This is a genomic window from Pseudomonas sp. MWU13-2100, assembly GCF_023242365.1.
Taxonomy (GTDB): Bacteria; Pseudomonadota; Gammaproteobacteria; order Pseudomonadales; family Pseudomonadaceae; genus Aquipseudomonas.
In genome coordinates, this window is sequence record NZ_JALLIX010000022.1 from 1 (window position 1) to 11,702 (window position 11,702).

13 protein-coding genes are annotated in these 11,702 nt (G+C 61.3%); 5 read left to right on the forward strand and 8 right to left on the reverse strand.

The window, feature by feature from the left end; genetic code table 11:
- Positions 1–155 precede the first annotated feature (155 nt).
- The gene (locus tag M5B99_RS16385; RefSeq protein ID WP_248805020.1) at positions 156–1,409 is read left to right on the forward strand and encodes a 3-phosphoshikimate 1-carboxyvinyltransferase; all 1,254 of its coding nucleotides are present in this window, start codon (positions 156–158) and stop codon (positions 1,407–1,409) included.
- Positions 1,410–1,418: 9 nt separating this feature from the next.
- Here M5B99_RS16385 and M5B99_RS16390 read toward each other — a convergent pair whose 3' ends face one another.
- Together M5B99_RS16390 and M5B99_RS16395 are read right to left on the reverse strand one after the other, a co-directional pair.
- Positions 1,419–2,069 (reverse strand): HAD family hydrolase, encoded by a 651-nt coding sequence (locus tag M5B99_RS16390; protein ID WP_248805021.1) that lies wholly within the window; start codon positions 2,067–2,069, stop codon positions 1,419–1,421.
- Between the two features lie 93 nt (positions 2,070–2,162).
- Positions 2,163–2,735, reverse strand: a complete 573-nt coding sequence (locus M5B99_RS16395) for an EAL domain-containing protein (protein ID WP_248805022.1) — start codon at positions 2,733–2,735, stop codon at positions 2,163–2,165.
- A 478-nt stretch (positions 2,736–3,213) separates the two neighbouring features.
- Between M5B99_RS16395 and M5B99_RS16400 the strand changes: the two genes are divergently transcribed.
- The 4 genes from M5B99_RS16400 (at position 3,214) to M5B99_RS16415 (ending at position 4,755) form a co-directional block, all read left to right on the forward strand.
- Positions 3,214–3,750, forward strand: a complete 537-nt coding sequence (locus M5B99_RS16400; RefSeq protein ID WP_248805023.1) for a DUF3833 domain-containing protein — start codon at positions 3,214–3,216, stop codon at positions 3,748–3,750.
- On the forward strand, positions 3,747–3,911 hold the full coding sequence (locus tag M5B99_RS16405) for a hypothetical protein (RefSeq protein ID WP_412548741.1): 165 nt from the start codon (positions 3,747–3,749) through the stop codon (positions 3,909–3,911). The genes M5B99_RS16400 and M5B99_RS16405 overlap by 4 nt, the downstream gene beginning before the upstream one ends.
- A gap of 161 nt (positions 3,912–4,072) precedes the next feature.
- Positions 4,073–4,291 carry a hypothetical protein gene (locus tag M5B99_RS16410; protein ID WP_248805114.1) on the forward strand — a complete coding sequence of 73 codons (219 nt, stop codon included), beginning with the start codon at positions 4,073–4,075 and terminating at the stop codon, positions 4,289–4,291.
- Positions 4,292–4,455: 164 nt separating this feature from the next.
- Complete coding sequence (locus M5B99_RS16415; protein WP_248805024.1) at positions 4,456–4,755, forward strand: putative quinol monooxygenase; 300 nt, start codon at positions 4,456–4,458, stop codon at positions 4,753–4,755.
- A 45-nt stretch (positions 4,756–4,800) separates the two neighbouring features.
- Here M5B99_RS16415 and M5B99_RS16420 read toward each other — a convergent pair whose 3' ends face one another.
- From M5B99_RS16420 to M5B99_RS16445, 6 genes are all read right to left on the reverse strand, one after another.
- Entirely contained in the window at positions 4,801–5,574 is a 774-nt protein-coding gene (locus tag M5B99_RS16420; protein WP_248805025.1) for a hypothetical protein, read from the reverse strand.
- Positions 5,567–5,917 (reverse strand): DUF2493 domain-containing protein, encoded by a 351-nt coding sequence (locus M5B99_RS16425; protein WP_248805026.1) that lies wholly within the window; start codon positions 5,915–5,917, stop codon positions 5,567–5,569. The genes M5B99_RS16420 and M5B99_RS16425 overlap by 8 nt, the downstream gene beginning before the upstream one ends.
- Positions 5,905–7,635: a Na/Pi cotransporter family protein gene (locus tag M5B99_RS16430; RefSeq protein WP_248805027.1), complete on the reverse strand. Its 1,731-nt coding sequence runs from the start codon at positions 7,633–7,635 to the stop codon at positions 5,905–5,907. Before M5B99_RS16430 ends, M5B99_RS16425 begins: the two co-directional genes overlap by 13 nt.
- 24 nt (positions 7,636–7,659) lie before the next feature.
- Positions 7,660–7,875: a hypothetical protein gene (locus M5B99_RS16435; RefSeq protein ID WP_248805028.1), complete on the reverse strand. Its 216-nt coding sequence runs from the start codon at positions 7,873–7,875 to the stop codon at positions 7,660–7,662.
- Positions 7,876–8,027: 152 nt separating this feature from the next.
- On the reverse strand, positions 8,028–10,739 hold the full coding sequence (gene mgtA, locus M5B99_RS16440) for a magnesium-translocating P-type ATPase (protein ID WP_248805029.1): 2,712 nt from the start codon (positions 10,737–10,739) through the stop codon (positions 8,028–8,030).
- Positions 10,740–11,025: 286 nt separating this feature from the next.
- Positions 11,026–11,319, reverse strand: a complete 294-nt coding sequence (locus M5B99_RS16445) for a hypothetical protein (protein ID WP_248805030.1) — start codon at positions 11,317–11,319, stop codon at positions 11,026–11,028.
- Between the last annotated feature and the right edge of the window lie 383 nt (positions 11,320–11,702).

The window sequence follows — 11,702 nt, forward strand, 5'->3', positions numbered from 1 at the left end:
TTATTTTTTATGGCCCGGCTCCCCTATGGTCGATATCGCCTTATTGCTGTCGACGACGGAAACGGGTGATCGAGCGGGCGCATTAATGGCATCATGGCGGACTGTCGAGGTGCACGAGCGTGTGCGCTTATCTTTCGAGCCTGGAGAGTTGATGAATGGCTGTGCAGCAAACCCTCACCGTGATCCCGCCGAACGCGTCCCTGAACGGCAAGGTGACGCCGCCCGGTTCGAAGTCGATCACTAACCGGGCCTTGTTGCTCGCCGCCCTGGCCAAGGGCACCAGCCGCCTGTCCGGCGCGCTGAAAAGCGATGACACCCGCCATATGTCCACCGCCCTGCGGCAGATGGGCGTGCAGATCGACGAGCCGGACGAGACCACCTTCGTGGTCACCGGCAACGGCAAGCTGCAAGTGCCGGAACAAGCGCTGTTCCTCGGCAATGCCGGGACCGCGGTGCGCTTCTTGACCGCCGCGGTGACCACGGTCAACGGCCGCGTGGTGCTGGATGGCGACCACTATATGCGCAAGCGCCCGATCGGCCCGCTGCTCGAAGCCCTGCAACGCGGTGGCCTGGACGTTTCCAGCGAGACGGGTTGCCCACCGGTGATTGTGAATGGGCGTGGCGGCGTGCAGGCCAAGCGTTTCGAGATCGACGGCGGCCTGTCCAGTCAGTACGTCTCGGCGTTGCTGATGCTGGCGGCCTGCGGCGAGGCGCCGATCGAGGTGGCGCTGACCGGCAAGGACATCGGTGCCCGCGGCTATGTCGACCTGACCATCGCCTGCATGCAGGCCTTCGGTGCCCGGGTGGAAGTGCTGGACGAGACCCTCTGGCGCGTCGCCGCCACCGGCTACCAGGCCTGCGACTACCGGATCGAACCGGACGCTTCGGCGGCCACTTACCTGTGGGCGGCGCAAGCCCTGACCGACGGTCATATCGACCTGGGCGTGGCCGGTGCAGACTTCACCCAGCCGGACGCCAAGGCGCTGGAGCTGATCCAGCAGTTCCCGCACATGCCGGCCGTGATCAATGGTTCGCAGATGCAGGACGCGATCCCGACCCTGGCGGTGCTGGCGGCGTTCAATAAGACCCCGGTGCGTTTCGTCGAGCTGGCGAACCTGCGGGTCAAGGAGTGCGATCGGGTCCAGGCGCTGTTCGATGGCCTCAATGGTATTCGTCCGGGCCTGGCGAGCGTGGAAGGTGACGACCTGCTGGTCGCCGCCGATCCGGCCCTGGCCGGCAGCACCTGCGATGCCCTGATCGACACTCATTCCGACCATCGCATCGCCATGTGCTTCGCCCTGGCCGGGCTGAAAGTCGCCGGTATCCGCATCCAGGACCCCGATTGCGTGGCCAAGACCTACCCGGATTACTGGAAGGCCCTGGCTTCGCTGGGCGTACGGTACGCCTGACGGATGCGATCAGGCCCGGACCAGCGCCAGGCCCTGTTCGCTGATGTCGACGGCGACCTGCCGGTAATCGGCCAGCACCCGGTGCGGAGTTTCCATCGGGTGCGCGTGGGTGGCACTGATCACTACCACCCGGGCCTCAGCGGCTTCGCCGGCGCTGATGCCCGCTGGGGCATCTTCAAATACCAGACAGTCTTGTGGGTTGACGCCCAAGCGTTGCGCCGCCAGCAGGTAGCAATCGGGCGCCGGCTTGCCGTGGGCGATGTCTTCGGCGGTGATCACCAATGCGGGAAAGTCCAGGCCGGCCGCGGCCATCCGGCGTTCGGCCAGGGCCCGTGGCGCCGAGGTGACAATCGCCCAGCGCTCCGGTGGCAGGCTGGAGAGGAAGGCTTTCGCGCCCTCGATGGCGATCACGCCCTCGACATCGTCGATTTCGGCCTGGGTGATTGCCGCCGCTTCACGCTCGGGATCGACGCCCGGCAGGTTCTGGCGACGCACGGTCTCGATACTGCGTACACCGTGAATGGTCTGCAGGAAGGCTTGCACATCGAGGCCGTGGCGCTTTGCCCATCTGGCCCAGACGCGCTCGGCGCTGGCGATGGAGTTGAGCAGTGTCCCGTCCATATCGAATAGAAACGCCGCGAATCGCTGACCTTCAACCATCTCTGTTCTCCGCTGTCAGCCCTGTTTGCAGGGCAAAGGCAGCATGCTAGCACGGGCTTTTTTACCGGTGCGCGGAGCAGGTCGACGGCTTGTTCAAGCGTCCTGGCGGTTATCCGCGGGTTCTGTTGGCCATGTGATGCAGGGCAGGGCTTCGAACTGCGGGCGGGCGAACAGGTAGCCTTGGAAAAGTTCGACGCCCTCGGCAATCACCCGCATGTCGAGAGATCGACACATGTTCAGCACGCTTTCGACGATGACCAGCCTTACCCGGTCGTCGTGGATATTTCGGATAAGCTCCATGTCCAGCTTGACGATGTCGGGTTGAAACTCGGCGAGAAAACAGAGCCCGGAATAACCTGCGCCAAAGTCGTCAATAGCGGTCTTGAAGCCTTGTTTTCTATATTCCAGCATAATTTGCTTGATGTGCTGCTTATAGACCAGGTACTCGTTTTTGGTGACTTCGAAGATGATTCGGCTGGTCGGGAAGTTGAAGCGTTTTGCCGCTTCCAGCGTGGCGCGGATGCAGGCCGCCGGCTGGTACACCGCATGGGGTAGGAAGTTGATACTGAGATAGCAGGGTATTGCGAGCCGAGCGGCCAATACGACAGCCTTTACCCGGAAGGCCTGATCGAATGCATAGCGATTGCTTTCACTAACCCGGCTCAAAATACTGTGGGCACCACTTCCATGTCCGGGAAATTCGACTTTTCCGAACAGTACGGGGTGATATCAATGAGGTCATTTTGATATCGACTCTGTGTGAGGATAATTCCTGTACATCTGTTTTAAAGTGTATAGGAAATTATCGCGACAGGTCTTCGAGGCTATGCCTGTCTTTCGGTTTTTATCCTTTTTTTGTTGATTTTTTTGAGCGATCCTGTCGATAGCGCGACTTGTTCTCTTCGGTGCGGTCGAGCCGGCACGGCGCGTCGTATTGGAATCTGGCGGTTAAAATCACCAAGTAGGCGGGATTTTTGTGCCGTTCAGCACGGCTTCTGGTGCTCTGTATTGCTCTCAAACTCATGAATGAGCCGATCTGGCTCAAGCATTGGAAGCTTTCGATAAGACCTTTACAAAAAATAATTTTTGTATAATGTCTAGGGCGCTGTCCTGCGATAAGTCTGAGTCTACGAGGTGTTCGAGCATGCGGATCCTGCTGATGGCGCTTTGTTGCTTCTTGCTGGGCAGTTGCGGCAATGTCGAAGTCGATCACTACGCCGCCGAACGTCCCTCACTCGATCTGGTGCGCTTCTTTTCGCAACCGGTGGAGGCCTGGGGCATCTTCCAGAAGCGTTCGGGGGAGGTGGCCAAGCGCTTCCATGTACAGATCGCCAGCCGCCGCGAAGGTGAGCAACTGATTCTCGATGAACATTTCCTCTATAGCGACGGCAGCCGCCAGCAGCGGATCTGGACCCTGACCCCGGGGGCCTCCGGGCGCTGGACCGGCCGTGCCGCGGATGTGGTCGGCGAGGCGTACGGCGAAGTGGCGGGCAATGCCCTGCGCTGGCGTTATCAGATGAAACTGCCGGTGGACGGCTCGACCTGGGAGGTGAGCCTCGACGACTGGATGTACCTGATGGATGAGGACACCTTGATCAATCGTTCGAGCATGAGCAAGCTCGGCGTCGAACTGGGTCAGGTGACCCTGTTTTTCCGCCGGCAGCCGGTGGTGTCGCAATGAACCTTCAGGCTTTGAGTGAATGGGCCGCCGAAGGGCGTGTCCAGGAACTGGAGCTGCTTTTGCTGGAGGGCGGCTTCTACCTGCTGCGAGCTCGACTGGAGCAGGGCATGCGTACCTTGCTGGACGCGCGCGGTGAAGTGCTGCGGCGGTTATTTCCTTAAAAAATTGCATGGCCTGGAGCTGTGGGAGCTTGACCGTCCCTTGAAATCACTTTCAAAAAACGGTCAAGACAGTTGCTCCTACAGGGGGGGGCAAGGTGTTCCGGTATTGCCTACACTTGATTGACAGCCCGGATGGTCCGGGCTGCTGACGCGAGGTGCGTATGGATACTCAACCTGCTTTCCCGTTCACGGCGTCTGCGCACTCGCGCGTCCAGGCCATGCCCTGGCGCAAGGTGCCGATCCCGGATGAGGATCAAGAGCCGCTCAGTGAGAGCCCGAGCGACGAAACCGATCAAGAGGTGCCGCCGCAAACCTGGAAACACCCCGACGATGGCAAGAGCCTGTCGGAGCTTGACGAAGAACTGCCGCTCAAACCTTGAGACACACGGCCCGGCGCGAAGCCGGGTTGTGTTGTTCGTCTGCCGCTGAAAACCCGGGCTTCATCAACGTCGCTGCCGTGGCTAATGCTCTCCTTTGACTTGAAGGCAGCGGGGCAAGGGCTCATGATCGCTCACGACTTCATCTCCCTTTTCCAGGAAATCCCATGAATCATGAAATTCGTGTTGTGGCCATCCTTCATGCCAAGCCGGGCAAGGCCGCCGAACTGGAACCCCATCTCAGGGCTTGCGTGGTCCCGTCCCGCGCCGAAGCCGGCTGTCGTGAGTATGTCCTGCATGTCGATCAGGCCGACCCTGAGCGTTTTGTCTTCGTCGAGCGTTGGACCAACCATGACGCCATCGAACACCACCGCAACACCGAGCACTATCGGATCATGGCTGCTGCAATCGGCGATCTATTGAGCGAGCGCCAGGTCCTGCTGCTGGATGAGGTGCCTGGGCAGTAAGTCTGATGAACCTGGCAGGCAAGCGCCAGGTTCGTTGCGGGGCGCTTAGAAGCGCACAGTGGCTCCGCTGGTGAACCAGCGGTCACGGTCGCCCGACAGGTGTTGACCGGCCACCAGGTCGATGTCGAGGTTTTTGCCAATATGCAGGCGCGGTCCGGCCTGCCATCCCTGATCGCCATCTTGTTGGCCGAAACGCTCTGCCACCAGGGTCAGCGATTTCAGTACGTCGTATTCCACACCGCTGCCCCAGGTCAGGCCCTCGCTGGGCGCGCCGTCGTTATGGGCGTGGTACCAGCCGCCGCTGACGGTCAGGCGCAAGGCTTCGAACGGCGTGTAGGTCAGTGGCAGCGCGAGGTCGGCGCCGTCGAAGGCATGCCGGCGAGCCGTGGCGAGATGGGCCTGGACCAGGACAGCGGCTTCGAGCCCCAGGGTTTGGCGAGTGAAAATCGAGGCCTTGAAGTGTGGACTCAGCATCGTCGTGTGCTCGCCGTCATCGCGGCTGCGGTTGATGTCGGCACCGAGTTGCACGGAGGGCAGGCCGGTCGGCGTGCAGTCCGCCGACAGCACGGTTTCGCCGTTGGCGGCGTGGTGTCGACCGCTCTTGTACCAGGTGTCGATATTGCACTGGCCGGGGTCGTTGATGCCGCCATCGTCGACGACGTACGAGCCGCCGGCCGCATGGGCCCTGGAGTAGAGCGAAAGCAGCAGGAAGGTGCCGAAGGTGGCACCGACAAAGACCACCGAGCGCTGCAGGGCGCGCTGTTGGGCGGCGGGTAGGTGCTTGAGCAGGGAGTTGGAAATTGTTGTTTTTTCAGTCATGGTTAATGCTCCTTATTTCGATATTCATGGCTTTGGCCTGGGCCAACAGTTCTTCGGTGTCGTGGCCGCCGGGAAAGGCAATCACCAGCTCCGGCTCGCTGTCCGTCAGCATGAACTGGTTGCGTCGGCGTTCGGCCTGCTTGCCGTAGAGCTGCCAATTGGACGGATAGCGCACCAGGTGCGTGCCGTTTTCCCGGGCCCAGTCCTCGACTTCGCTGCCCAGGAACTGGTTGCCGCCGTGGATCAGGACGCTGATCCTGCGGGTCTGGTGATAAGCCTCAAGGGCCTTGCGACACATCGCCGCGTTCAGGTAGTAGCGACCGGCGCAGATCAGGACGCGCATGGGGAGTTGTCCTTGTCGATCAGGGGGGCGTCATTGAGTTCAAAGGCGTGCATGGACCCGGGAGCCGGCTCGTTCGCACCCAGGGGGCGGGCTTCCATGACACGTTCTCCCGAACGTTCGAGAACCGGATAAGCCAGTGCCGCGATGTGGTGGTGCACGCGCCGGTAATCGCGCAGCACCCGCTGGAAAATATCCCCGGATTCGGCCCAGGTGCTTTTGTCGGCGCTGAGTTTGCGAAAGTGTTCGCGGCTGGCGCTGGCTTCCAGGCGACGAATCACTTCCTTGCGCTCCACCAGGCGGTGCGCGGTGACGATGTCTTCGCGCAGGAACACCGTGACCGCCAGGCTCAGGCTTTCGCGCAGTTCTTCGTGCAGCGGATAGATATGCCCCAGCTCGAACTCGGAGAAACGTTCGCCACGGCGCCGACGGCGCGCTGCCAACTGGGCGAGGTTGCTGGAGAGGATGTCGCCGGCATGCTCCAGGTTGATCACGAACATGAGGATCTCCTGGGCGCGATCAGCATCCTCGTCGCTCAAGCCGTCCTGGCCGATGTCCGCCAGGTAGGCGCGGATCGCCGCGCTGAGCAGATCCAGGGATTGGTCGAGTTGACGGATATCCTCGGCCGACACTTCGCCGGGTTTCTGGAACAGCTGCAGTACCCGGTCGAGCATCACCGAGAGCATGTCGGCGACGCGCAGGGCTTCGCGCACGGCGTTTGACAGGCCGATATTGGCCACTTCCAGGCCGGCCTCGTCGAGGTACTGCGGCATGCCCGGGTCGGCGGCCTGTTCCGGCGTCGGCAACAAGCGTGTCAGCCCTCTGGCGAGCGAGTCCACCAGGCCGATAAAGCCCAGGGCCAGGAGCAGGTTGAAGGCGATATGCAGGTAGACCACCAGGTGCGCGGGGGCGATGTTGGTGCCGGCCAGGCTCTTGCCCAGCAGATTGGCGAAGGGCAGCACCAGCAGTGCGCCAAACAACCGCACCAGCAGATTGCCCAGTGGCAGGCGCCGGGCGACCGGAGTGCCGGCATTCATCACCGACGGCAAGGCGCCGCCGATATTGACCCCGAGCACCAGCGCCAGGGTGGTCACCGGCGACATCAGTCCGGTGCCGGCGAGGGAGACGATCAACAGGATCACCGCGACGCTGGAGTGGCACATCCAGGTCAGCAGCACCGCCACCAGCAGGGCGATCAGCAGGTCGCCGTCCAGGCCTTGCATGAGCACATGGAACAGCGGTGTGCTTTCCATCTGCCCCAGGGCCGCGCTCAGCAGGCTCAGCGCCAGCAGCATCAGGCCCAGGCCGATCAGGGCGCAGCCGACGCTTTCATAGCGTGAGTCGTCGCGCAGGCGGAATACCACGAAGCCCACCAGCAGCACCAGGGGGATGGCGATCGAGGTGTCGAAGCTGAGCAGTTGCACGACCAGGGTCGAGCCGATATTGGCCCCCAGCATCACGGCCAGCGCCGGGGCGAGGCTGAGGGTGCCGGCAGCGGTGAACGAGGTGGCCATGAGGCTTACCGCGGTACTGCTTTGCAGCACGCTGGTGATGCCGATGCCGCAGAGCAGGGCCTTCCAGCGTTTATCGAGATTGCGTCCCAGGCCATTGCGCAACTGGGTGCCGAAGCCGCGCAGCAGGGCGGTTGAAATCATGTGGGTGCCCCATAGCAACAGGGCTATGGCACCGGCGAGGTGGATCAACAGAGCGGTTCCAGACATGAGGATTCTCCACGTACTGGTTTTTTACTTTCTGGGTGGGCGCAGCAACCTCACCGAGATACGACTGATGCTGCTGGAGAACGCCAGCAGGTAGCGCATTTCGATAGCGGTCAGCGTCCCGCGAACATAGAGCTTCACGGTGACCCGCCTGACCACTTTTGCCGCTCGGGTCAGGAACAGGACCGACAGCGCCCGATAGCTGTAGTCGAGCACGGCGAGGAACTGGCTGAATGGTTCCATGGTGGGCTCCGGGGGATGGCCGGGTTATCGGTGCCAATGGGTGAATACAAGGTGTGGGAGCGGAGCTTGCCCGCGAAGCTTTTGGCGGCCTCAAGGGCCCCTTCGCGAGCAAGCTCTGCTCCTACAGGTTCGGTGTGATCCTTGGCGCTGCGTTAGAACCACTGCTTGAAGCGGCGGATGTAGTACGTCTTCATGCCCTGGGCCACCACGCAGTAGGCCAGCAGGGTGCCAACCAGCCACGGGAAGTAGGTCATCGGCAACGGCACCAGGCCGACCAGCGTGCCCAGTTGCGAGAACGGCAGGTAGATGCCGATGCTGACCGCCAGGCATGTCATGACGATGATCGGCAACGACGCGGTGCTCTGGAAGAATGGGATCTTCTGGGTCCGCAGCATATGCACCACCAGGGTCTGCGACAGCAGGCCTTCGATGAACCAGCCGGACTGGAACAGCGCCTGGGCTTCCACGCTGTTGGCGGCGAACACGTACCACATCAGGGCAAAAGTGGTCATGTCGAAGATCGATGAGGTCGGCCCGATCCATAACATGAAGCGCCCGATGTTCTTCGCGTCCCACTTGCGTGGCTTGCGCAGGTATTCCTTGTCCATCTTGTCCCACGGCAGGGCCAGCTGGGAGATGTCGTAGATCAGGTTCTGCAACAGCAGGTGGATCGACAGCATCGGCAGGAACGGGATGAAGGCACTGGCCACCAGCACCGAGAACACGTTGCCGAAGTTGGAGCTGGCGGTCATGTTCAGGTACTTCATGATATTGCCGAAGGTTTCGCGGCCCTTGAGCACGCCTTCTTCCAGCACCATCAGGCTCTTTTCCAGCAGGATGATGTCGGCCGACTCCTTGGCGATGTCCGTGCCGCTGTCCACCGAAATCCCGACGTCGGCGTCCCGCAGGGCCGGGGCGTCGTTGATGCCGTCGCCGAGGAAGCCGACGGTGTGACCGTTGGATTGCAGCGCCTTGAGCACCCGGGATTTCTGCAACGGGGTCAGCTTGGCGAAGACCGTGCGTTCCTCCACGCGCAGCTTGAGGGTTGCGTCGTCCATGTGCTCGATATCCTGGCCGAGCAGCGGCAGGCCTGGCTCGAGCCCGACTTCGCGGCAGATCTTGCAGGTGACCACGGCGTTGTCGCCGGTCAGTACCTTGACCATGACGCCGATATCACGCAGAGCGGCAATCGCCGGCCCCGCGGTTTCTTTCGGCGGATCGAGGAAGGTCAGGAAACCGCGGATGACCAGGTCACGCTCGTCGGCGGTCTTGTATTGCCCCTTGGTTTGGCCTTTGAGAATATCGCGGGTCGCCAGCAGCAGGACGCGGAAGCCGTCCTTGTTGTAATCGTTGGCCAGGGCCAGCAGGCTCTTGCGGCGCTGCTCGTCGAGGGCCATGACTTCGTTGCCTTCCATGACGTGGCTGGAGATGGCGAGCATTTCCTCGACCGCGCCCTTGCACACCAGCAGGTGATCGGCACGGCTGTCCTGGACGATGACCGACAGGCGGCGGCGAACGAAGTCGAAGGGCAGTTCATCGACCTTGCTGTAGGCGAACGGTTCCTGGAACTTTGGGTTCTCCCTGGAGAACTGCAGGACCGCCTGGTCCATCAGGTTCTTCATGCCGCTCTGGTGGTAGCTGTTGAGCCAGGCCAGGCCGAGCACCGCGTCATCGCGCTGTCCGGTGGTGTCGACATGGTGCTCGAGGATGATCTTGTCCTGGGTCAGGGTGCCAGTCTTGTCGGTGCACAGCACGTCCATGGAACCGAAGTTCTGGATCGCGTTCAGGCGCTTGACCACCACCTTGCGCCGGGCCATGGCCATGGCGCCCTTGGCGAGGTTGGCGCTGACGATCATCGGCAGCATTTCCGGGGTCAGGCCGACGGCGACCGCCAGGGCGAAGAGCAGGGCATCGCTCCAGTCGCCTTTGGAAAAACCATTGAGCAGGAATACCACCGGTACCATCACCAGCATGAAGCGGATCAGCAGCCAGCTGACACTGTTCACCCCGCGATCAAAGGCGGTCTGCACCCGCGAGCCGACAATCGCCTTGGCCAGCGAGCCGAAGTAGGTGCGCGCACCGGTGGCCACCACCACGGCCTTGGCGGTGCCGCTGACCACGTTGGTGCCCATGAAGCAGATGTTCTGCAAGTCCAGTAGATTGCTCTGATCGGTGCCGGTGGTGGCGGATTTGGCCGCTACATCGCCGAGGGTGTCGTACTTCTCCACCGGCAAGGCTTCACCGGTGAGCACGGCCTGGCTGATAAACAGGTCGCGGGACTCGATCAGGCGGATATCCGCCGGAATCATGTCGCCGGCCGACAGTTGCACGATATCGCCGGCCACCAGTTCACGCATCGGTACTTCGCGCAGCACTGGCTTGTTGCCCGGTTGCGCGCGCCGCAGCACGCTGGCGGTGGTCCGGACCATGGCCTTGAGGGCTTCGGCGGACTTGGCTGAACGGTGCTCCTGCCAGAAACGCAGGCTGCTGCTCAGGGTGACCATGGTCATGATGATGATGACCTTGGTCAGGTCACCTTCTTCACCGGCACGCTCGGCCAGCCAGAAATCGGTGAAGAAGCTGATGCCGGCCAGGATCAGCAGCACGTAGATGAAGGGGTTGTTCAGCGCCTGGAGGAGCTGGATCAGGACGTGTGGCGGCTTGTCGTGGGCGACTTCGTTGAAGCCTTCGCGCTGCAGGCGGCCGGCGGCGTCCAGTTCGGTCAGGCCGTCACGGCTGGCGTTGACGTTGCTCAGGGTGGTTGCCAGGGTGTGTTGCGATTCGCGGGCGGCGCGCATCGACAGCTTGGGGTCTTGCGTCGCGCGGTTTGCGGTTGGCCGGATAGGGTCTTTGACTGCGTTCATAGCGATGCCTCTGTCACATCTTCGTGACCGGGCATATAGACGACTCACCTATTCAACAGGCGAACGAATACAGGCCGAGTCACGCGGATGTGAGGGATTCGGATAAGAGGGTGTATAAGGTTTTAACGTTCGCTGCCCGTTCACGAAATAATGACGGACAGCGAACCGCCTACTGGCTTCGTCCATAATGAAGTACTCAAGTTTTAATAATTAAGGGCATGACAATGCCGTGCACTTCCAAGTTGAAAGTGTCGCCGTGTTAGTTGTCTGTATCAGCGCCGGATAATTAAGCGGCGCGGGTCTCGACATACAGGTTCAGGGTCAGGCCGGCGCGCTGGAACAGCTGCGCAAGCCCGATACTCTGCGGGTCCTGGCTGTCATCGAAATTCCAGCGTTGTTGCAGCTGGCCGGTGCTCGGGCAGATACGCCAGCCGATGGAGGCGCGTGCCGAAGCCTTGGAGGAGGGGGCGGCGAACAGGGCGTTGCCGCGGGCCGATTTCACCGGCTCACGGGACAGTTTGACGCGCATGTTCGAAGCAAAGGCGCGAACGCCGGGCATTACAGAGGATTTGAAAGTCATAACACACCTCGCGACCGGACTGGCGCCGGCAGAGGCGAGTTACGGAAAGAGCATCAAGCCCTGGCGCAGCTCACCCGACCTGTGCGTCGAGTCCCGTCATTTTCTGGGTTAAGCGCCCGGTGAGCCGCATTCGCGGGAACCGGACAGCGTCTAGATACTGTGTCCATTGGGTTCTTTTATGAGTTGAAAAAAGGCCTGAGCAGCAGGCAGGGGGAATTTACTCAACGAGGTGCTTGAAGTCAACATCCAATGTGGTGTTTTCTTGTATTAACCTGAATATAAGCTGAAGTGAAAGGAATACTGTTCCGTTATGGGCTGCTGAAGTTGTTTTGTTTCTATGAAGTGAATATGTATCGTCGTGGCGTTCGAATACATATTCATGT